The 19,485-nt window shown below is 69.7% G+C and carries 20 protein-coding genes; 13 read left to right on the forward strand and 7 right to left on the reverse strand.

Annotated elements, in window-relative coordinates:
* Positions 1 to 294: 294 nt before the first annotated feature.
* The 4 genes from ACODR1_RS01705 to ACODR1_RS01720 all read right to left on the reverse strand — a co-directional run bounded on the left by ACODR1_RS01705 (position 295) and on the right by ACODR1_RS01720 (position 2,052).
* Positions 295 to 642, reverse strand: a complete 348-nt coding sequence (locus tag ACODR1_RS01705; protein WP_488878903.1) for a RidA family protein — start codon at positions 640 to 642, stop codon at positions 295 to 297.
* A 154-nt stretch (positions 643 to 796) separates the two neighbouring features.
* Positions 797 to 1,225 carry a thioredoxin domain-containing protein gene (locus tag ACODR1_RS01710; RefSeq protein WP_488878904.1) on the reverse strand — a complete coding sequence of 143 codons (429 nt, stop codon included), beginning with the start codon at positions 1,223 to 1,225 and terminating at the stop codon, positions 797 to 799.
* A 43-nt stretch (positions 1,226 to 1,268) separates the two neighbouring features.
* The gene (locus ACODR1_RS01715) at positions 1,269 to 1,508 is read right to left on the reverse strand and encodes a helix-turn-helix domain-containing protein (RefSeq protein ID WP_488878905.1); all 240 of its coding nucleotides are present in this window, start codon (positions 1,506 to 1,508) and stop codon (positions 1,269 to 1,271) included.
* A gap of 13 nt (positions 1,509 to 1,521) precedes the next feature.
* Positions 1,522 to 2,052 carry a DUF2975 domain-containing protein gene (locus ACODR1_RS01720; RefSeq protein WP_101716771.1) on the reverse strand — a complete coding sequence of 177 codons (531 nt, stop codon included), beginning with the start codon at positions 2,050 to 2,052 and terminating at the stop codon, positions 1,522 to 1,524.
* A 358-nt stretch (positions 2,053 to 2,410) separates the two neighbouring features.
* Here ACODR1_RS01720 and rdgB point away from each other — a divergent pair, with 358 nt between their 5' ends.
* The 9 genes from rdgB (at position 2,411) to ACODR1_RS01765 (ending at position 12,649) form a co-directional block, all read left to right on the forward strand.
* The gene (gene rdgB, locus ACODR1_RS01725; RefSeq protein ID WP_488878906.1) at positions 2,411 to 3,016 is read left to right on the forward strand and encodes an RdgB/HAM1 family non-canonical purine NTP pyrophosphatase; all 606 of its coding nucleotides are present in this window, start codon (positions 2,411 to 2,413) and stop codon (positions 3,014 to 3,016) included.
* 132 nt (positions 3,017 to 3,148) lie between these two features.
* Positions 3,149 to 4,294: a radical SAM family heme chaperone HemW gene (gene hemW, locus ACODR1_RS01730; protein ID WP_488878907.1), complete on the forward strand. Its 1,146-nt coding sequence runs from the start codon at positions 3,149 to 3,151 to the stop codon at positions 4,292 to 4,294.
* Positions 4,295 to 4,349: 55 nt separating this feature from the next.
* Positions 4,350 to 5,222: a 16S rRNA (cytidine(1402)-2'-O)-methyltransferase gene (rsmI, locus tag ACODR1_RS01735; RefSeq protein ID WP_488878908.1), complete on the forward strand. Its 873-nt coding sequence runs from the start codon at positions 4,350 to 4,352 to the stop codon at positions 5,220 to 5,222.
* The gene (locus ACODR1_RS01740) at positions 5,219 to 5,623 is read left to right on the forward strand and encodes a YraN family protein (protein WP_488878909.1); all 405 of its coding nucleotides are present in this window, start codon (positions 5,219 to 5,221) and stop codon (positions 5,621 to 5,623) included. Before rsmI ends, ACODR1_RS01740 begins: the two co-directional genes overlap by 4 nt.
* Positions 5,620 to 6,435, forward strand: coding sequence for a SirB1 family protein (locus tag ACODR1_RS01745; RefSeq protein ID WP_101716776.1), 816 nt, complete (start codon positions 5,620 to 5,622; stop codon positions 6,433 to 6,435). Before ACODR1_RS01740 ends, ACODR1_RS01745 begins: the two co-directional genes overlap by 4 nt.
* Positions 6,436 to 6,594: 159 nt before the next feature.
* Positions 6,595 to 7,548, forward strand: a complete 954-nt coding sequence (gene gshB, locus ACODR1_RS01750; protein WP_488878910.1) for a glutathione synthase — start codon at positions 6,595 to 6,597, stop codon at positions 7,546 to 7,548.
* A 121-nt stretch (positions 7,549 to 7,669) separates the two neighbouring features.
* Positions 7,670 to 9,205, forward strand: coding sequence for a YifB family Mg chelatase-like AAA ATPase (locus ACODR1_RS01755; protein WP_488878911.1), 1,536 nt, complete (start codon positions 7,670 to 7,672; stop codon positions 9,203 to 9,205).
* A gap of 164 nt (positions 9,206 to 9,369) precedes the next feature.
* Positions 9,370 to 10,899, forward strand: a complete 1,530-nt coding sequence (locus ACODR1_RS01760; protein ID WP_488878912.1) for a response regulator — start codon at positions 9,370 to 9,372, stop codon at positions 10,897 to 10,899.
* A gap of 40 nt (positions 10,900 to 10,939) precedes the next feature.
* On the forward strand, positions 10,940 to 12,649 hold the full coding sequence (locus tag ACODR1_RS01765) for an AmpG family muropeptide MFS transporter (RefSeq protein WP_488878913.1): 1,710 nt from the start codon (positions 10,940 to 10,942) through the stop codon (positions 12,647 to 12,649).
* Positions 12,650 to 12,653: 4 nt separating this feature from the next.
* Here ACODR1_RS01765 and ACODR1_RS01770 read toward each other — a convergent pair whose 3' ends face one another.
* Together ACODR1_RS01770 and ACODR1_RS01775 are read right to left on the reverse strand one after the other, a co-directional pair.
* A complete protein-coding gene (locus tag ACODR1_RS01770; protein WP_488878914.1) occupies positions 12,654 to 14,405 on the reverse strand; it encodes a flavin monoamine oxidase family protein in 1,752 nt (583 codons plus the stop codon).
* Between the two features lie 204 nt (positions 14,406 to 14,609).
* Entirely contained in the window at positions 14,610 to 16,511 is a 1,902-nt protein-coding gene (locus tag ACODR1_RS01775) for a peptide MFS transporter (RefSeq protein WP_488878915.1), read from the reverse strand.
* 200 nt (positions 16,512 to 16,711) lie between these two features.
* Here ACODR1_RS01775 and ACODR1_RS01780 point away from each other — a divergent pair, with 200 nt between their 5' ends.
* The 3 genes from ACODR1_RS01780 (at position 16,712) to ACODR1_RS01790 (ending at position 18,078) form a co-directional block, all read left to right on the forward strand.
* Positions 16,712 to 17,281, forward strand: coding sequence for a DUF427 domain-containing protein (locus ACODR1_RS01780; RefSeq protein WP_488878916.1), 570 nt, complete (start codon positions 16,712 to 16,714; stop codon positions 17,279 to 17,281).
* Positions 17,282 to 17,455: 174 nt separating this feature from the next.
* Entirely contained in the window at positions 17,456 to 17,593 is a 138-nt protein-coding gene (locus tag ACODR1_RS01785) for a hypothetical protein (protein ID WP_488878917.1), read from the forward strand.
* Positions 17,594 to 17,661: 68 nt separating this feature from the next.
* The gene (locus ACODR1_RS01790; protein ID WP_488878918.1) at positions 17,662 to 18,078 is read left to right on the forward strand and encodes an SRPBCC family protein; all 417 of its coding nucleotides are present in this window, start codon (positions 17,662 to 17,664) and stop codon (positions 18,076 to 18,078) included.
* A 124-nt stretch (positions 18,079 to 18,202) separates the two neighbouring features.
* Here the strand turns inward: ACODR1_RS01790 and ACODR1_RS01795 are convergent, their stop codons facing one another.
* Positions 18,203 to 18,937: a phosphatase PAP2 family protein gene (locus ACODR1_RS01795; protein ID WP_488878919.1), complete on the reverse strand. Its 735-nt coding sequence runs from the start codon at positions 18,935 to 18,937 to the stop codon at positions 18,203 to 18,205.
* Positions 18,938 to 19,099: 162 nt separating this feature from the next.
* Between ACODR1_RS01795 and ACODR1_RS01800 the strand changes: the two genes are divergently transcribed.
* Positions 19,100 to 19,471, forward strand: coding sequence for an RcnB family protein (locus ACODR1_RS01800; protein ID WP_488878920.1), 372 nt, complete (start codon positions 19,100 to 19,102; stop codon positions 19,469 to 19,471).
* The last annotated feature ends 14 nt before the right edge of the window (positions 19,472 to 19,485 follow it).

The following is a 19,485-nucleotide window of genomic DNA, read 5'->3' on the forward strand; positions in this document are numbered from 1 at the left end:
CCCCCCCCCCCCCCCCCCCCCCCCCCCCCCCCCCCCCCCCCCCCCCCCCCGCCGCGAAGTACCGATCCCACAGGGCGTTGCGGAACAAGCCGCCAGGATCGAGCCGCCGCTTGGCCTCCGCGGACCGCGCAAGGTTCGGATAGGCCCGCGCCGCCCGTATCGAAGGTCACGGCCGTTTCGCCCTTCGCCAGGCTCAGGATGAGGTTTTTCTACGATCCCGGCCGATCAATGGTCCTCATCCTGAGCTTGTCGAAGGACGAGGACCACGCTCGAAGTTTGAATGTCGACCCGATCCTAGCGCGCCGCGATCGCCGTCATTTCCACCGCCATGGTCGGCCGCGCCAGGCGCGCTTCCACCGTGGCCCGGGCCGGCGGGTTGTCGCTGTCCACCCAGGCGTCCCACGCCTGGTTCATCTCGTCGAAGCCGGCCATGTCGGCGAGATAGATGGTGACGCTGAGCAGCTTGTCCTTGCTGGAGCCGGCCTGCGCCAGGGTGTCGTCGATCTGGGCCAGCACTTCCCTGGTCTGCTCCAGCACTGACTGGCCGCGGGTCTCCTCGGCCACGTGGCCCGACAGGTACACCACGCCGTTGAAGACCACCGCGTCGCTCCACCGCGCCGCCTTGCCGATACGTTCGATCATTTCCCTAGCCTCTCGTAACGCCCCCTTCCCCCTTGATGGGGAAGGGTCGGGGATGGGGGTGGCTACGGTCTCGACCGCCGCGCCAAGCGCCAACCGCCGAGGTCACCCCCACCCCTGCCCCTCCCCTATCAAGGTGGAGGGGTCAAGACATCGCTCAAGCCAGCGCCCGGCTGGTCCAGTCCACGATCTGGGGCGCGCTCATCAGGCCGGCCGAGCGGGCGACCACCGCGCCGTCGCGAAACAGGATCAGGGCCGGGATGCCGCTGACGCCCAGGGCCGAGGCCGGCGCCGGGTGGGCTTCGGAGTTCAGCTTCAAGAGACGCACGCCCGGCTCCAGCCTTCCGGCCGCGGCGGCGTAGTTGGGGGCCATGGCCCGGCAGGGTCCGCACCACGGAGCCCAGACGTCGAGAAGCACGGCCGCGCCCTTGGTCAGGCGGCGGTGGCGATCGAGGCCCGCGGCGTCGACTTCGATCGGCGCGGCCGTGAAGATGGCGCTCTTGCAGCGGCCGCACTTGGCCGCGGCGGGGTCGCGGTCTTCGGGCAGGCGATTGGCGGCCCCGCAGGATGGACAGACGATTTGCATGGCCCACAGGTGTGGCCCGCCCGCCGCCTTCGCAAGCCTTGCGTCAGGCCCCGTCGCCGTCGTCGCCGCCATCGCCCGGACCGTGCTCGAAGGTCATCAGGTCGCCCGGCTGGCAGCCCAGTTCGCGGCACAGGGCGTCGAGGGTCGAGAAGCGGATGGCCCGCGCCTTGCCGGTCTTCAGGATCGACAGGTTGGCCAGCGTCACCCCGACGCGGTCGGAGAGTTCGGTCAGCGACATACGGCGTTCCAGCAGCACGCGGTCGAGATTTACGCGGATGGACATGCGAAGCTCGCGATCAGATGGTCAGTTCGGCTTCGCGGCGAAGGCGGGCGCCCTCGCGGAAGACCTCGGCCAGGACGAAGACGACCAGGACCGAGAACCAGGCCGTGAGGGTAAAGGATCCCTCGGAGGCCTTTTCGCCCCCGACCAGGATGCGGGTCAGGGCCGACAGCACGTAGCGGCCGATCTCCAGGCAGGCCAGCACCACGCCCATCACCCGCAGGCGCCGCACGTTGTCGGGGTGGAACGGGTCGCCCAGGATCATGGTGGCGAAGATCTTGCGCAGGCGTTCGACAATGGCCATCCAGCCGCCCGACATCAGCGCCCAGCCGCCCAGGGCCACAGCCGCGCCGGCCCCGTACTTGCGCAGCATGCCCGCCGCCTCGGCCGGCAGCATCGAGGCCAGCAGGTCGGGATTGAAGCTCAGCAGCAGCACCAGCACCGTCACCAGGGCCAGGAAGCTGACCCAGACCCACAGCGCATAGTAGCTGACGTCGAGAATGATCTTCAGGAAGCTCGATACCGAGCCTGGCCCCAAGGCGCGCATGGGCTTGTGTCCCCGCCAACAGCGACTCGCCTCCCCTGGCGGCCGCGGGATTGAAGTCTAGAGCGTGTGGGCCAGGAACGTCACGGCCGAGATCGGAAGACCCGCGATCAGCACCAGGGTCGCCAGGCGGACGGCCGAGGATTCCAAAAGGCTGAACAGGCGGGGCAGCGTCATCTTGCGGTTCCGGACAGGGGCGGTCGGGCGTCTTTTTCCCCGACGTCGCCAGGATCGCCGGTCCTTGGCCATCGAACAATGTCGCTTATCGATAAACGATATTAAACTTTCGCAATGATCCGGCCTTGCGGCGCGGGCCTCGCGGAGGTCTAAACACGCTCGGTTTCCGTCCGAGGAGTGTGCGATGACCCTGAAACTGATCAACGGCCAGAAGATCGTCGCCGCCACCCACAATCCGGGCAAGGCCAAGGAGCTGGCCGCCCTGCTCGACGGCCGCTTCGAAGTGCTGGCCGCCGGCGCCCTTGGCCTGCCCGAGCCGGACGAGACCGAGACGACCTTCGTCGGCAACGCCCTGCTGAAGGCCCGCCACGCCGCCGACCTGTCGGGCGAGGTTTCCCTGGCCGACGATTCCGGCATGTCGGTCACCGCGCTGGACGGCGCGCCGGGCATCTATTCGGCCCGCTGGGCCGGTCCGGGCAAGGACTTCGCCATGGCCATGGACAAGGTGGCCGAGCGCATCGAGGAGACGGGCTCGGAAGACATGAGCGCCTGGTTCACCTGCGCGCTCGCGGTGGCCTGGCCCAATGGCGGCCCGGCCGTGGTGGTGCAGGGCGAGGTGCACGGGACGCTGGTGTTCCCGCCGCGCGGCGACAAGGGCTTCGGCTACGATCCGATCTTCGTGCCCAACGGCTACGACCAGACCTTCGGCGAGATGGAGCCGAACCAGAAGGACGCCATGAGCCACCGCGCCGTGGCCTTCGAAAAGCTGAAGGCGGCGCTGTTTGAGTGATCTCGCTCACGCAGCGGGTCCGCCCTCGTCCTTCGACAGGTTCGGGATGAGGGCTATTTCAGGCGCCGCAGTAGAAATCCTCATCCTGAGCTCATCGAAGGACGAGGATTTCACCACCCGGAAGGCTGAAGCATGAGCCTTCCGCCTCTCGGCCTCTACGTCCACTGGCCCTACTGCGCCCGCATCTGCCCCTATTGCGACTTCAACGTCGTGCGCGACCGGGGGCGGACCGACGAGCAGGCGGCTCTGGCGCAGGCGATCATCGCCGACATGACCGCCCAGCGGGCCATGACGGGACCGCGCCGGTTGCTCTCGATCTTCTTCGGCGGCGGCACGCCTTCGCTGATGGATCCGGCCGCCGTCGCCCGGGTGATCGAAACGGCCAAGGCCCTGTGGACGCCGGCCGACGACCTGGAGATCAGTCTCGAGGCCAATCCCACCGACGCCGAGGCCGGCCGCTTCGAGGCCCTGGCGCAGGCGGGCGTGGCGCGGCTGTCGCTGGGCGTCCAGGCGCTGGACGACGCCTCGCTGAAGATGCTGGGCCGCAACCACGACGCCGGATCGGCCCGCCGCGCCATCGCCACGGCCGCGCGCCTCTTTCCGCGCCTGTCGGTCGACCTGATCTACGCCCGTCCCGGCCAGACCGACGCGGCCTGGCGCGAGGAGCTGGCGGAAATGCTGGCCTATGGCCCCGAGCACGTCTCGCCCTACCAGCTGACCATCGAGGCCGGCACCGCCTTCGACCGCGCCGTCGGCCGCGGCAAGATCGTCCCGCCCGACGAGGACCTGGCCGCCCAGTTGTTCGAGACGACGCAAGGTGTGCTCGAAGCCGCCGGCTTCGACGCCTACGAGGTGTCGAACCACGCCCGGGGCCCGGCCGCCCGCTCGCGCCACAACCTCGTCTACTGGCGAGGCGTCGACTATGTGGGCGTCGGCCCCGGCGCCCACGGCCGCCTGACGCTGGAGACGGGCAAGATCGCCACCACCGCGCATTCGAAGATCGCCGACTACATCGCCGCCGTCGCCCGCGACGGCGCCGGCTTCGAGCGCGAGGACCTCACCCCCGTAGAGGCCGCCGAGGAACGCCTGCTCTTGGGCCTGCGCATCGACGACGGCGTCGCCTTCGCCGAAATGGCCGCCCTTGGCCTGTCGCCGGACACGCCCAAGGTGAAATCGCTGGTCGAGGCGGGACTTCTGGTCGATGACCCGGCGAGGTTGCGCGCCACGCGCCAAGGCCGATTGGTTCTCGACCGGCTGACAGGCGTGCTCGCGACCTGATAACGTCTCGCTTCACGGGCCCTGGCCCGACCCACTCAACGGAAAGTACCGCCGCTTGAGCCGTTTGCTTCCCCCGCCTGTCCTGTCCGACGCCCCGCTCGCGCCCGGCCTCTATCTGGTCGCCACGCCGATCGGGAACCTGCGCGACATCACCCTGCGGGCGCTCGACGTGCTGGCCGCCTGCGACCTGCTGCTGGCCGAGGACACCCGCGTGACCGGCAAGCTGCTCTCGGCCTATTCGATCCGCACCAAGCTGGAGCGCCACGACGAGCACGTGGCCGAGCGCGCCATCCCGGCCATTCTCGAGCGGCTGGAAGCCGGCGAGCGCGTGGCCCTGGTGTCGGACGCCGGCACGCCGATGGTTTCCGATCCCGGCTACCGCCTGGCCCGCGAGGCCATTGCGGCTGGCCACCCGGTGTTCCCCATACCCGGCGCCTCGGCGGCCCTTGCGGCCCTGACCCTGGCGGGCCTGCCCACCGACCGCTTCCTGTTCGCCGGCTTCCCGCCGCCCAAGAGCGGCGCGCGGCGCACCTTCCTGGAAGAGTTCGCCAATGTCCGCGCCACCCTGATCTTCTTCGAAGGCGCCTCGCGGGTGGACGATACGCTGGCCGACATGGCCGCCGTGTTCGGCGCCGATCGCCCGGCCGCCGTCTGCCGCGAACTGACCAAGCTCTACGAGACCTGCGTGCGCGGCCCGCTGGGCGAGCTGGCCGTAGACCCCCGCTTCGAGAGCCCCAAGGGCGAGATCGTCATCCTGGTCGGTCCCGGCGAGGAGAAGGCCGCCAGCGCCGACGACGCCGAGGCCGCCCTGCGTGAAGCCATGGCCCGCCTGCCGCTGGGCGAGGCCGCCTCGGAGGTGGCCAAGGCGCTGGGCCTGTCGCGCAAGGACCTCTACCGCCAGGCCCTGGCCCTGAAGGAGGCCGGATGACGGCCCGGCCGCTGCGCGAGGTCCGCAAGGTCCGCGGCGCGGCCGCGCGGCGCTCGGGCCGCCGCGCCGAGGCCTGGGCCGCCGCCTGGCTGATGCTCAAGGGCTACCGCATCCTGGGCTTTCGCCTGGCGACCAGGGCGGGCGAGATCGACATCCTCGCGCAACGCGGTCGCGTCTTGATCGTTGTCGAGGTCAAGAGTCGGACGAGCCTGGAGGCGGCGCTGGAGGCGGTGAGCTTCGAACAACGGATGCGCCTGCGCCGCGCGGGCGCGCTGGCCGCGGCCGCGCGCGCCGGCCTCAAGGGCATGGCCGTGCGCCTGGACCTGCTGGCCATGACCCCCGGCAGGCTGCCGCGCCACGTGCCCGACGCCTGGCCTGACGACGGGAGGGCCTGGGCATGACCCGCGACGAGGCCGAAGCCATCCTGACCCGCGCCGGCGAACTCGACGACGAGGCCTTCCCGCTGTTCGAGGCCGCCCTGGCCTGCGCCGCGCACGACGATCCCGACCGCGACGAGCAGCCGGCCCTGGATCTGGCCCGCTCGGCGGTCGAGCGGCTGAAGGCCCGCATGCAGAGCGAGTCGCCCGAGGAGGCCATCGCCGAGGCCATGGCCGGCGACCTGCGCCTGACCGGCGACCTGCTGACCTACGACCACCCCGACAACGCTGACGTCATCGCCATCGCCGAGCGCCGCAAGGGCCTGCCGGTGGCGCTGGGGGTGTTCTACATCCACGCCGCCCGCGAAGTGGGGCTGGACGTCAACGGCGTCGACTTCCCCGGCCACTTCCTGCTGCGCATCGAGACCGACGAAGGGCCGCTGGCGCTCGACCCGTTCAGCGAGGGGCGGGTGGTGCTGCCGTCAGAGCTGTCGCGTCGGGCCCTGCGCACGGGCCTGATGCCCGACGTCGCTGCGCGCCTCGACCAGCTGATGGCCCCGATCTCGGACCGCGCCGTCCTGATCCGCCTGCAGAACAACATCTTCGCCCGCGCCCAGCAGTCGCGCGACTGGGCCCGCGCCGAGCGCTCGGCCCTGCGCCGCGCCCTGCTCGACCCCACCGACCACCACCCCTGGCTCGACGTCGCCGCCGCCCGCGAGGGCCAGGGCGCCCTGGCCGGAGCGCTGCAGGCCCTGTCGCGCGCCCAGACCCTGGACGGCGGCGCGACGATCGCGGCCCGGGCCGCGCGGGAGCGGGTGAGATTGAGGCTGAACTGACCTCCTCTCCCCCTCTCCCCCTCTCCCCCTCTCCCCCTCTCCCCCTGCGGGAGAAGGATTCAGCGATCGCCCCTCGCAATCGCCCCGCTTCGACTTAACTAGACACCAGCGCCGCGGAACCGTGTACCTGTGCGGCGTCCAGAAAGCCCCGGAGTCGTCATGTCGCTGAGAGTCGCCGTCCAGATGGATCCCGTCCTGGGGATCAACATCGACACCGACACCACCTTCCTGATGATGATGGAGGCCAAGATCCGCGGCCATAAGCTGTGGTTCTACACCCCCGACAAGCTGTCTCTGGAGGACGGCCGCGTCTTCGCCCGCGCCCAGCCGCTGGAGGTGTTCGCCGAAAAGGGCGCCCACGCCAGGCTTGGCGAGACCGTGCTGCTCGACATGAAGGACGACGTCGACGTGGTGCTGATGCGCCAGGACCCGCCGTTCGACATGGCCTACATCACCGCCACGCACTTCCTTGAGAAGGTGCACCCCCACACCCTGGTGGTGAACAATCCGGCCGAGGTCAGGAACGCTCCGGAAAAGCTGTTCGTCACCGACTTCCCCGGCGTGCAGCCGCCGACCCTGATCACCTCCGACCACGAGGCGATCTACGACTTCCGCGCCCGCCACGGCGACATCGTCCTGAAGCCCCTCTACGGCGGCGGCGGCTCTGGCGTGGCTCGTCTGCTGGCGGACGATCCCAATCTCGACGCCCTGCTGGAGCTGCACGCCATGATCGGCCGCGAGCAGGTCATCGCCCAGAAGTTCGTCCCGGCCGTGAGCAAGGGCGACAAGCGCGTGCTGCTGGTCGACGGCGAGCCGGTCGGCGCCATCAACCGCGTACCGGCCGCCGGCCAGGTGCGCTCGAACCTGCGCGTCGGCGGCCGCGCCGAGGCTGTCGAGCTGACCGCCCGCGACAAGGAACTGTGCGCCATCATCGGCCCTGAACTGAAGAAGCGCGGCCTGCTGTTCGTCGGCATCGACGTGATCGGCGACTACCTGACCGAGATCAACGTCACCTCGCCCACCGGAGCCCAGCAGCTCAAGCGGTTCAGCGGTATCGACGCGGCCGCGGTGCTCTGGGATCGGATCGAAACCATCCGATCAACCCCTGCGTGAGGAAGTGGCCGTAGACGACTGAATCGTCACACTTTCCTGAAATGTTCGTTTTTCGTTCTTGCTCCGAGCCGACAGCCATGCTTGGCTTGTGGATAAGTCGAACGTTGTTTCAGGGGGAACGATGGCGGCAAAGGTCGTCACGGTTGCGTTCGAGGGCGTCGAGGCGCGCCGCGTCGACGTCGAGGTGCAGCTGACCGGCGGCGGCGTCGCCTTCGCCGTGGTCGGCCTGGCCGACAAGGCCGTGGCCGAAAGCCGCGAGCGGGTGCGCGGGGCCTTCGCAGGCCTCGGCCTTTCCATGCCGGGCAAGCGCATCGTCGCCAACCTGGCCCCCGCCGACCTGCCCAAGGAAGGCACCCACTTCGACCTGCCCATCGCCCTGGCGCTGCTCGGCGTCATGGGCGTGATTCCGCCCGACGCCCTGGACGGCTGGGCGGCCATGGGCGAGCTCTCCCTCGACGGCCGCATCGTCGCCTGCGCCGGCGCCCTGCCCGCGGCCATGGCGGCCGGAGCCATGGACCTGGGGCTGATCTGCCCCGAGGCCTGCGGGCCCGAGGCGGCCTGGGCCGGCGGTACGCGGATCCTGGCCCCGCGCTCGCTGGTGGCGCTGATCAACCACTTCCGGGGCAGCCAGTTGCTCGGCGCCCCTGCTCCCGGCCCGGTGATCGAGGGCGAGCGCGCGAAAGACCTGCGCGACGTCAAGGGCCAGGAGCAGGGCAAGCGGGCGTTGGAGATCGCCGCGGCCGGCGGCCACAACCTGCTGTTCGTCGGCCCGCCGGGTTCGGGCAAGTCGATGCTGGCCCAGCGCCTGCCGGGCCTCTTGCCGCCGCTGACCTCGCAGGAACTGCTCGAGACCTCGATGGTCCATTCGGTGGCCGGGCTGATCGCCCGGGGCGCCCTGACCCGCGCCCGGCCGTTCCGCAGCCCGCACCACAGCGCCAGCATGGCCGCCCTCACCGGCGGCGGCCTGCGCGCCAAGCCGGGTGAGGTGTCCCTGGCCCACAACGGCGTGCTGTTCCTTGATGAACTCCCCGAATTCGGCGTGCAAGCCTTGGACAGCCTGCGCGCCCCGCTCGAAACGGGCGAGGTGATGGTCGCCCGCGCCAACGCCCATGTCCGCTATCCCGCGCGGGTGCAGCTGGTGGCCGCCATGAACCCCTGCCGCTGCGGCCACGGCGGGGCCGGGCGCGGCGCCTGCGGCAAGGCCCCGCGCTGCATCCGCGACTATCAGGGCCGGGTGTCGGGCCCGCTGATGGACCGCATCGACCTGGCCGTCGACATGCCTGCCGTCACCGCCGCCGACCTGGCCCTGCCCGCCGCCAGCGAGGGCTCGGCCGAGGTCGCCGCCCGGGTCGCAACGGCCAGACGCCTGCAGGCCGATCGCGCAGAAGACCTGATGCCAGGAACCGCCGAGACGCTGAACGGCCGGGCCGAGGGCGAACTGCTCGAACGCATCTGCGCCCTCGACGAGCCCGGCCGCGCCCTGTTGTCAAAGGCCGCCGAAGCCGGCCGCATCAGCGCCCGCGGCTGGACCCGCACCCTGCGCCTGGCCCGCACCATCGCCGACCTGGAAGGCGCCGGCTCGGTGAAACGGGTGCACATCGCCGAGGCCCTTGCGCACCGGCGGACGAGCCCTGCGGGGGAGATGGAGGGGGTCTAGCGTAAATCCCCCTCCGGCCCTTCGGGCCACCTCTCCCAGAGAGGGGAGGATCTGGAGCGCCAAGATGCTCCCCCTCTGGGGGAGCTGTCGCGGAGCGACTGAGGGGGCCCGCGCAAAGCCGGTCTCCACCCGCCCTTAACCCGCGCCCCCTATACTCCCGCGCCATGACCAAGACCCGCGACGCCGTCTCCGCCGAGCAGCTGGCCACCCTGAGCCACGAGTTCCGCACGCCCCTGAACGGGGTGCTGGGCATGGCGCGTCTGCTGGAAAACACCCGCCTGACGGCCGAGCAGCGCTCCTATGTCGCGGCCCTGCGCGAGAGCGGCGACCACCTGCTGTCCCTGGTCAACGACGTTCTGGACTTCGCGCGCCTGGGCGCCACGGCGCTGGAGCTGCACCTGGCCCCGGTGAACCCCGAGGACCTGCTGCGCCAGGTGGCCGAGCTGATGAGCCCGCGCGCCCACGAAAAGGGCGTCGAGATCGCCTGGGCGGTCGAGCGCGGCCTGCCGCCGCTGCTGGCTGACGAGGGCCGCCTGCGCCAGGTGCTGCTGAACTTCGCCGGCAACGCCGTGAAGTTCACGGAAAAAGGCGGCGTGCTGATCACCGCCCGCGACGCCGGCGCCGGCCGGGTACGCTTTTCGGTGGCCGACACCGGCCCGGGCGTCGCCCCCGAGCAGCGCGACAAGATCTTCGAGGCCTTCGTCCAGACCGACCCTTCGCACCAGGCCCAGTTGGGCGGCGCAGGGCTCGGCCTGGCCATCGTCGCCCGCCTGGCCGGTGCCATGGACGGCGAGGCCGGCGTCGGCGAGAACCCGGGCGGCGGCGCCGACTTCTGGTTCGAGTCCCCGTTCGAGCGGTGCGACCAAGCCCCGGCCGCTCCGCCGCTGGAAGGCCGGTTCGTCGCCGTCGTCTCACCCAACCCCGTGGTCCGCGAGGCCGTCGGCGCCCAGGCCATCGCCAGCGGCGCCTGGGTGAAGAACCTGGCCGGCCTCGACAAGGTCGACGCCCTGCCGGCCCAGACCGTGCTGCTGGTCGACGCGGCCCTCCCCGGTCCGCTGGCCGCGCCCGCCGGCCGCGCCGCCGTGGCCATGCTGACCCCCGATCAGCGCGACCTGATCCCCAACCTCTCCAAGGCCGGCTTCTCGGGCTACCTGATCAAGCCGCTGCGCCGCACCTCGCTGGCCGCCCAGGTGCTGGGCGCCAAGCCGATCGACGCGGCGCTGGAGGCCATCGTCACCCCGGCCGAGGCCCAGGACGACCGCATCGCCCCGGCCGCCGCCCCCGGCGCCCGCGTGCTGCTGGCCGAGGACAATCCGATCAACGCCCTCCTGGCCCGCACCCTGCTGGAGCGGGAAGGCTGCACGGTCGACCGCATCGCCAGCGGCGACGAGGCCGTCGCGGCCCTGTCGCGCGGAACCTACGACCTGGTGTTCATGGACCTGCGCATGCCGGGCCTGAATGGCCTGGAGGCCACCCGGGCCGTCCGCGCCAAGGGCGTCGACACCCCGATCCTGGCCCTGACCGCCGACGCCTTCGACGAGGACCGCCGCCAGTGCCTGAGCGCCGGCATGGACGACTTCCTGGTCAAGCCGCTGACCCCCGCCGCCCTGCGCGACGCCCTGTCGCGCTGGACCGGCCCCGACCGCCCGCGCCGCTGGACGAACGACGCGACGCGCGCCAAGGTCGCCGGCTGACGGGACGGTCCCAGCCTCCCCGTCCACTTCGGGGAAGACCATGACCGAGCAGACCAAGAGCGAAGCAAGCGCTGCGCCCAAGAAGAGCCTGGCCGGCGCCCTGGCGGTGTTCGGCGAGCGCCGGGCGCTGGCCCTGCTGGGCCTCGGCTTCGCGTCTGGCCTGCCCTACATGCTGATCTTCGACACCCTGTCGCTGTGGCTGCGCGACTCGGGCCTGTCGCTGGCGGTGATCGGCTTCTTCAGCCTGGCCACCCTGTCGTTCTCGCTGAAGTTCCTGTGGGCGCCGCTGATCGACCGGACCAAGATCCCGGTGCTGCACGGGCTGCTGGGCCATCGCCGCGCCTGGATGCTGGTCTGCCAGGCCGGGATCATGCTGGGCCTGTGGACGATCTCGACGCTCAATCCCGCGACCAATCTGGGCCTGCTGGCCGCCCTCGCCGTGCTGACCGGCTTCCTCACCGCCAGCCAGGACATCGTCATCGACGCCTGGCGCATCGAGGTTGCCGACGCCGAGCGCCAGGGCCCGATGGCCGTGGCCGTGCAGTGGGGCTATCGCGGGGCCATGGTCATGGCCGGTGCCGTGCCGCTGATCCTGGCCGAGCGCTTCGGCTGGAACTTCTCCTACGCGCTGATGGCGTTGGCGGTGCTGATCGGCGTCGCCGCCACCCTGTGGGCCCCGCGCGAGGCCGCCCACACCATCCGCCCGATCCATACCGACGACGTCGCCCAGCCCCAGGCCCTGGTGGTGCTCGAGTGGCTGGCGCGCCTGGCGATCATCGCGTTCGGCGCCCTGGTCCTGGGATCGGGCCTGGCCGGCGACGCCGACCTGCTGTCCAAGATCGTCGGCGGCGAAACCCTGGCCGAGGCCTGGAAGGCCAAGCCCAACGGCGTCTGGCTGCAACTGATCGGCGCCCTTGTGGGCCTCGGCGTCATCGTGCTGGCCGCCTGGCCGATCCCTGGCCTGCGCACCAAGCCAGGCGTCTACCTGTCGACCGCTCTGGGCTCGCCGCTGAAGGAGTTCATGAGCCGCTTCTCGGGCGTCGCCGGCCTGATCCTGGCGGCGATCTGCATCTACCGGGTCTCGGACTTCGTGCTCAACATCATGAACCCGTTCTATCGGGACATGGGCTTCTCGCTCACCGAGATCGCCGAGATCCGCAAGGTGTTCGGCATCATCGCCTCGATGATCGGCGTGTTCCTGGGCGGGGTGATCGTCGCGCGCTTCGGCCTGATGAAGGCCCTGATCATCGGCGCCTTCGCCCAGCCGATCAGCAACCTGGGCTTCGCCGTTCTGGCCGTCAGCGGCCACAGCGTACCGATGCTGTTCACCAGCATCTGCCTGGACAACATCTGCGGCGGCATCGCCGGCACGGCCCTGATCGCCTACATGTCGAGCCTGACCACGGCCGGCTTCACCGCCACCCAGTATGCGCTGTTCTCGTCGCTCTACGCCCTGCCGGGCAAGCTGGTGGCCTCGCAGTCGGGCCGCATCGTCGAGGCCTCGGCCGCCGCCGCCGAGCACGGCGCCCTGGCCGGCCTGAAGGGCCTGTTCGCCCGCACCCCGCCCGAGACCTTCGCCGCGGCCGGCGCCAAGCTGGGCGTCAGCGGCCAGGCCATGGGGGCCGGCTATGTGGCGTTCTTCATCTACACCGCCCTGATCGGCGTGGCGGCGATCGTCCTGTCGTTCCTGGTCGCCGCCCGTCAGCCCAAGGTGCAGGCGGCCAAGGCGGCGGCCGAAGCCGCCGCCTGATCCCTCACCCGCAGCTGCAGATCAGCGGATAGTTGGTCGTGTCGGCGATGGTGGTCATTCCGAAATAGTCGACCAGCACCGACTCGGCCGTGCAGAAGGCGCCTTCGACCCAGGCCTGGTCGTTGGAATAGGCCTCGCCGATGATGAAGAGGTTGGCCGCCGTCGCGCCGGGCACGAGGCCCGTCGGCTGGCGGATGCGCTGCATCACGTCGCAGATGTCGTAGTGCGCGGCCCAGGCGTGGTAGCCGGCCCCGAACGGGTTCAGCGAGAAGTCGTTGAAGATCGCCTCGACCGGCCAGGGGATCTGGTGGGCGGCGTTCGGATCGCCCCAGTGCACCTTGGCCAACTCCAGCAGCACCATGCGGATCATGGTGTCGGTGGCCTTGCGGGGGCCGAACAGCACCTGGTGATCCTGGTCGATCGGCACCTTGCGGCGCTCGGTGACGTCGACCTCAAGCTCCTGCCAGAACTGCACGTACTGCATGTCGTCATACGAGGCGAGGACGCCATAGGCGGGGTTGGCCGCGCCGTCGCTGTTGTTCCCGAAGTAGTAGACCTGGCGCAGCGGAAGGTCGGTGATGGTCGGGCCGAAGGTGTTGGGCGCCCCCGTCAGGCTGGGCGGATAGGGCACGCCGGGATCGTTCCACCACGGACGGTCGAAGAACAGCATCACCCGCATCGACGGCTGGCGGATCACCCCGTCGATATAGAGCTGCACCCCCTCGGCGTTGAGGATGTCGAGCGTGCCGGCCGGCATGTCGGCGTACTGGGTGGCCTCGGCCACCAGGTCCAGCGAAGCCGGCGGCATGGCCAGGAAGGCGTTCTGGGTCGTCTGCACCGCGCCGCCCTTGAACGGCGTCTCGGCCGACGCCAGGCGGTAGTTGACCGTCTCGCCCTCCAGCCAGATCGAGTGCAGGCGGGTGCGCTGGGTCAGGTCGAAGGTCACGCCCGCCGCCTGCGCCGCTTTCAGGGTCTGCTGGTAGAGCTCGACGAACACCTGGGAGTAGCCGCCGCTGAGGGTCTTGAACGCCCCGCCGGGCGCGAACTCGCCGTTGTAGACGGCGGCGTTGGCGGCGTTCCAGTTGATGACGTTGGAGGTGTAGCCGCCGGCGTCGGCGGCGTACTCGTAGCCCTCGTTGCCGGCCTGGTCGTAGAAGACGTTCCAGTAGCCGATGTTGCCGGCGATCGAGCCCGGCGGATAGACGAACGAGTTGAAGGTCGGCGGCAGCTGGCCCGAGCCATAGAAGGCGCACTGCTGGGCCCGGGTCTTGACCGGCGCATCGCCGGTAATCAGGGCCGAGATGTTCGAGAACAGGGTGGCGGCCGGCTGCTCGTTGTTGCCCGGCGTATTGTAGGGCGCGGGATGGGTCGCCAGGTCATTCTGGTAGATGTGCTCCTCGCGCAGGAACAGCAGCGGATTGTCGGTGGTGTTGAAGTCGATGATCTTGCCCGCCAGGCCCAGCTTCTCGATGGTCAGGGTGACCAGTTGGTGGCCCTCGCTCTTGGTCGCGTCCCACTGGATGAAGCGCATGCCGCCGGCCTCGATGTAGGACTGGCGCGGGTCGTCGTTGCAGAAGTGGGTGACGATGCGGCCGGCCGGCAGGCGCGTGCCCGAGCCCGGGCCGTCGAAGGCGTAGTCGCCCCATTCATAGAGCTGGATCGTGTCGCCCGCGACGGCCTTGCCGCCGGTGACCAGCCGCCAGGCCGTGTAGAGCCCCGCCGGCCCCGCGCCGAAGATCGTGTAGGTCGTTCCCATGGCCGTTTCCCCGTTCGGCCGCCAACGCGACCCTGACGTGCATCGACGCCACTTCGCGCGACCAGCGAACGGGCGACTGTGCGAAACCCGACAGGGCGGGAAAGAAAAACGGGAAACCGTCTCCTCCCCCGCTTGCGGGGGAGGGGCAAAAGAAAAAGGCCCCGGATCGCTCCGGGGCCTTCGTCTTCGTCAGGGTCGCCGAGATCAGTCGGCGACCGTGGCGGTGTCGGTCGGGGCGGCGTGATGTTCGTCCGCGCCGTGCGACCACTTCTTGAGGAAGGGCGAGGCGATCAGGAACAGCACGCCGATGCCGGCGGCGATCAGGCCGATGACGTTGAACACCTGCAGCGAGGTGCGCAGGGCCGCTTCCGGGTCCAGCACCTGGCCGCCGACGGTTTCCACCGTCGTCAGGCCGGCGATGAAGCCGCCGACGTACTGGGCGATGGCCACGGCCATGAACCATACGGCCATGATGAACGACACCATCGAGGCCGGCGACAGCTTGGTCATCTGCGACAGGCCCACCGGCGACATGCACAGCTCGCCGGTGGTGTGCAGCATGTACATCAGCACCAGGAAGAACAGCGGCATGCGGAAGGCGCCGTCGGCGAAGGTCGAGCCCCACTGCAGCACCAGGAAGCCGAGGCCGACCTGCAGCAGCGCCAGGCCGAACTTCACGACCGGGTTCGGGTCCTTGTCGCGACGGCCGAGGAAGGTCCACAGCGCCGCGAAGACCGGAGCGAAGATCAGGATCCAGCCGGCGTTCAGCGCCTGGGTCTGGGCGGCGTTGAAGCTGGAATCGATCCACAGCGTCTTGGCCGGATCGATGGTCGCGGCCGCAAGCTGGGCCGGCGTGGCGAAGGTCACCGCGCCGCCGAACCACTGCACGGGGGCCGAGGTCAGGTTGAGGTTGACGTTGGTGGCCGCGAACAGGTTCAGCGACGAACCGGCCTGCTCGAACAGGGTCCAGAACACCACCGCGCCGAAGATCAGGAACAGGGCCAGGGCCAGGCGCTCGCGCTCGACCTTCTGCACCTTGGCGAACATGAACCACAGCACGTAGCCGATCGAGCCGATCATGCCGGCCACCAGGGTCACGCCGACGATGGCGCTGCGCTGGACCAGGAAGAACACGCCCAGCACGCCGAGCAGCGACAGGGCGTAGATCACGTGCTCGCGGGTCAGCGGGCCGGCGACCTTCTCCTTCAGCTTCTTGGGCTCGGGCGCCTCGCCCTTGCCCAGCAGCCAGGGCTTGCCCAGCACGAAGACGACGAAGCCGGCCAGCATGCCCAGGCCGGCAAGGCCGAAGCCCGCCCACCAGCCGACCTTGATGCCCAAGAGGCCGCAGAGGATCGAGGCCCAGAACGAGCCGAGGTTGATGCCGTAGTAGTAGAGGGTGAAGCCCGGGTCGCGACGCGGGTCGCCCTGCGGGTACAGCTGGCCGACGATGGTCGAGATGTTGGGCTTGAGGAAGCCGACGCCGACGATGATCAGCGACAGGGCCAGCCAGAAGATGTTCAGGTAGGTCGGGTCACGACCCTCGACTCCCAGCTGGTACTGGCCCTTGGGCAGCACGGTGGGCAGCGGGGCGGCGGCCGGCAGGTCCTTGATCTCGAAGTCGCCGGCCTTGGTGGCCGAGACGTCGTAGGGCTTGCCCGCGACCACCAGCTTGGCGACCCGTTCACCGCCACGGCCCTCGGCCTGGAAGCTGTAGGTCTGGCCGGCATAGGTCAGGGTCTGGGTGGCGGGCTTGCCTTCCACCGCCATGGCCAGGTGGCCGGCGACCAGCAGGATGGCGCCGAAGGCCACGGCCTTGCGGGTGCCCAGCCACTTGTCGGCCAGGAAGCCGCCGATCAGCGGGAGCAGATAGACGAGGGAGGTATAGGAGCCATAATGGCCGTTGGCGACCTTCGGGTCGAAAAGGAAATGCTGCGTCAGATAGAAGATCAGGATGGCGCGCATGCCGTAGTAGGAGAACCGCTCCCACATTTCGGCGAAGAACAGGATGATCAACCCTTTCGGGTGTTCCTTGATGAGCTGCAAAAAGACCGGCAGGCCCGTCACTAACGTGACGAGAATGCCGGCGACCACGACAATGCTATTCATTCTCGACCTTGACTATATTCAAGTCAGATAGGGCGACACCAACGGTCGTTTCGCCCTCCCCTCCCCGGTTCGCGGGGAGAAGATCACGCGGCTTTCCGTTTCACAAGCAAAGGCTTGCCGGGAGGGAGCGGTTGGGGCGCGCCGCGCGTTTCACTGGCTGCAAGTTCCGCAACGACACCCTCAACGCCTGGGGAACGCCCATGCAATCGTCAGACCCCAACCATCCGATCACCTGCGCCCGCGAAAGCGGCCGGGTCCGCGTGCTGTTCGAAGGCCACGAAATCGCCGACAGCGACGACGTCCTGGTGCTGCGCGAGGCCGACTATCCGCCCGTCCGCTACTTCCCGCGCGACGACGTGGCGATGGCCTTCCTGCGCCGGTCCGACAAGACCACCCGCTGCCCCTACAAGGGCTCGGCCAGCTACTACACGATCTATCGCGACGGCCAGATCATCGAGGACGCCGTGTGGTCGTACGAGGCGCCCCTGCCGGGCATGGAGCGCCTGACCGGGCGCCTGGCCTTCTATCCCCAGCACGTCGACTTCCAGAACGATGCGCTGAGCCCGGCCGAGACGGCGACCATCCCGCCGGGGCTTCCTCCGCGCAATGCCCACGACATCGACGAGATCGTCCGCCACACAGACAGCGGCTCGGGCTCCAGCCAGGCCGAGCACTGGGACGCCAACGTCTCGATGCCCGACGACGAGGCCTGGGAGGGCGACGAGGACCAGGTCATCGGCCGCCCATATCATGGGACCGGATCGATCTGAGGCCGCCCGCCCTGCGGTGAAGTCGGCTGGTCGACACAAGTCACTGTGTTGGAACGCACATTTTTGTGAGTCCGTGGCTCCGTTGCTCTTGCCAAGCGTTGCAACCCAGGAGATCGTATCAAATGAAACCGCCCGCTCCCGCCCCAAGGGAGAACAGAGGCGGGGGAGGAAGACATGGCCTATCTCAGCATGGGCGCGCGCTCCGATAGCGCGGCGCCGCGTCGCCAAGTCCGTTGGAGCCGCGTGGCCGTCGTCGGCGCCAGCATCGCGCTCTGGGCCGGCCTCATCGCCCTGGCCACCGTCCTCTTCTGATCCTGCGCGCCTGATCCTGCCTGGGCGTCCCGCCGGCGGCGCGTTCCGCCGATGACGAGGCCGCTCGCATGACCCTGCATCCCTGCCGCCTGATCACCATCGGCGTCGCCCGCCCGGCCGACGCCGTCTATGCCTACGCGGCCGATCCCGAGAGCATGGCCGACTGGGCCGCCGGCATCGGCGACGGCCTGCGTCCGGCTCCCGACGAAGACGGCGTCTGGATCGCCGAGACGCCCGTGGGCGAGGCCCGGGTGCGCTTTTCGCCGACCAATCCTTTCGGCGTCCTAGACCATTGGGTGACGCTGCCGGACGGGACCGAGATCTCGGTCCCCCTGCGGGTCGTGGCCAATGGCGACGGCGCCGAGGTGACCCTCACCCTCTTTCGCCTGCCCGACATGGACGACGCCGCCTTCGAACGCGACGCCGCCGCCGTGACCCGCGACCTGGAAACGCTGAAGGCCCGACTGGAACAATCCTCCCCCTGAAGGGGGAGGTGTCGGCGAAGCCGACGGAGGGGGATGTGGTCTGTGAGCCAGCGCCCGCCTCGACGTCAGCAGGGACTTCCCTCTCCGGCCCTCCGGGCCACCTCCCCCGTCAGGGGGGAGGATCTCAGGTCTCCGACAGCGGCGAGCGGAAGACCCTTCCCCAGCCCCAGGCCGTCAGCCAGCAGGCCATGGCCCAGGCCGCGCCGACGCACCAGCCGGCCAGCACGTCGCTGGCCCAGTGGACGCCGAGATAGACGCGGCTGAGCCCCACCAGCACCGAGAAGAAAACCGCCGCCGCCAGGGCCAGGGCCTTGACCCGGCGCCGGGGCGCAAAGCGCGCCGCCAGCGTTCCCAGGGTCAGGAACACCACCGCCGACAGCATGGCGTGGCCGGACGGGAAGCTGGGATTGGCCGCCTCGACGGCGCGATAGACCAGGTCCGGCCGCTCGCGCAGGAAGAGGTGCTTGAGGCCCTGGCTGATGCTCACCCCGCCGACCGCGCCCACGACGACGACCAGCGCCTCGGCCCAGCGGCGCAGGCTGGCGCAGATCGCCAGGGCCAGCAGCACCAAGAGGGTCAGCACCGTCACCGAGCCCAGGGCCGTGACGTCGGCGGCGGCCGTATGCAGCCATTCCGGACCGATCAGCTGGTGCGGCTGGCCCGGTACGCGTAGCGCCTGCAGGATCTGGAAGTCGAGCGCGCGGGTGTCGCCCTCGGCCACCTCGTCGGCGATGTTCAGGAAGGCCAGCAGGCCAAGGCCGGCCACCAGCAGGGCGGCCGTGGCGGCGACCTCGCGCCTTGCGGCCTTCAGCAGCAGGGGCAGGTTGCGGCGGGGATCGAGGCGGAGCTTGAGCGGCATGCACCCTCAACGCGCGAAAAGCAGATCGGCCGCAACCGGTATTCGTCGTGTATAGCTACAATGTTTCATGAAAGAAACATGAACCGTTCCTGAGTTGCTTCGTTCATCACCAGTCCAAATCGACCTCACTAAGGTGGAGGCATCGAAGGGAAAGGACTTGTCATGAAACGTCTCATCATCACCGCCGTCGCCGCCTCGCTGCTGGCCGGGACCGCCCTGTCGGGGACGGCCATGGCCCAGCCCCGCCATGACGACCGTCACGACCGCTATGAACAGCAACGCGCCTACGAGAAGGGCCGCAAGGACCAGGCGCGCTACGAGCGCAAGCAGGATCGTCGCGAGTACCGCCGCTGGGCCAAGGGCCAACGCCTCGACGCCCGCTATCGCGGCAACGGCTACTATGTCAGCGACTACCGCCGCCACGGCCTGCGCGCCCCGCCCCGCGGCTACCGCTGGCAGCGCGTGGACAACCAATACATCCTGGCCGCGGTCGCCACCGGCATCATCGCCTCGGTGATCATCGCCAACAACTAGGGACCTTCGGATCC

It is taken from the genome of Caulobacter sp. FG7 (assembly GCF_057808875.1).

Bases quoted from the DNA above. Each gene is read 5' to 3' on its own strand.
- gshB (WP_488878910.1), top strand. From the start codon at position 6,595: ATGTCGCTGAGAGTCGCCGTCCAGATGGATCCCGTCCTGGGGATCAAC.
- ACODR1_RS01775 (WP_488878915.1), bottom strand. From the start codon at position 16,511: ATGAATAGCATTGTCGTGGTCGCCGGCATTCTCGTCACGTTAGTGACG.
- ACODR1_RS01710 (WP_488878904.1), bottom strand. From the start codon at position 1,225: ATGCAAATCGTCTGTCCATCCTGCGGGGCCGCCAATCGCCTGCCCGAA.
- ACODR1_RS01705 (WP_488878903.1), bottom strand. From the start codon at position 642: ATGATCGAACGTATCGGCAAGGCGGCGCGGTGGAGCGACGCGGTGGTC.
- rdgB (WP_488878906.1), top strand. From the start codon at position 2,411: ATGACCCTGAAACTGATCAACGGCCAGAAGATCGTCGCCGCCACCCAC.
- ACODR1_RS01765 (WP_488878913.1), top strand. From the start codon at position 10,940: ATGACCGAGCAGACCAAGAGCGAAGCAAGCGCTGCGCCCAAGAAGAGC.
- hemW (WP_488878907.1), top strand. From the start codon at position 3,149: ATGAGCCTTCCGCCTCTCGGCCTCTACGTCCACTGGCCCTACTGCGCC.
- ACODR1_RS01720 (WP_101716771.1), bottom strand. From the start codon at position 2,052: ATGCGCGCCTTGGGGCCAGGCTCGGTATCGAGCTTCCTGAAGATCATT.
- ACODR1_RS01770 (WP_488878914.1), bottom strand. From the start codon at position 14,405: ATGGGAACGACCTACACGATCTTCGGCGCGGGGCCGGCGGGGCTCTAC.
- ACODR1_RS01745 (WP_101716776.1), top strand. From the start codon at position 5,620: ATGACCCGCGACGAGGCCGAAGCCATCCTGACCCGCGCCGGCGAACTC.
- ACODR1_RS01795 (WP_488878919.1), bottom strand. From the start codon at position 18,937: ATGCCGCTCAAGCTCCGCCTCGATCCCCGCCGCAACCTGCCCCTGCTG.
- ACODR1_RS01755 (WP_488878911.1), top strand. From the start codon at position 7,670: ATGGCGGCAAAGGTCGTCACGGTTGCGTTCGAGGGCGTCGAGGCGCGC.
- ACODR1_RS01780 (WP_488878916.1), top strand. From the start codon at position 16,712: ATGCAATCGTCAGACCCCAACCATCCGATCACCTGCGCCCGCGAAAGC.
- ACODR1_RS01760 (WP_488878912.1), top strand. From the start codon at position 9,370: ATGACCAAGACCCGCGACGCCGTCTCCGCCGAGCAGCTGGCCACCCTG.
- ACODR1_RS01740 (WP_488878909.1), top strand. From the start codon at position 5,219: ATGACGGCCCGGCCGCTGCGCGAGGTCCGCAAGGTCCGCGGCGCGGCC.
- ACODR1_RS01715 (WP_488878905.1), bottom strand. From the start codon at position 1,508: ATGTCCATCCGCGTAAATCTCGACCGCGTGCTGCTGGAACGCCGTATG.
- ACODR1_RS01790 (WP_488878918.1), top strand. From the start codon at position 17,662: ATGACCCTGCATCCCTGCCGCCTGATCACCATCGGCGTCGCCCGCCCG.
- ACODR1_RS01800 (WP_488878920.1), top strand. From the start codon at position 19,100: ATGAAACGTCTCATCATCACCGCCGTCGCCGCCTCGCTGCTGGCCGGG.
- ACODR1_RS01785 (WP_488878917.1), top strand. From the start codon at position 17,456: ATGGCCTATCTCAGCATGGGCGCGCGCTCCGATAGCGCGGCGCCGCGT.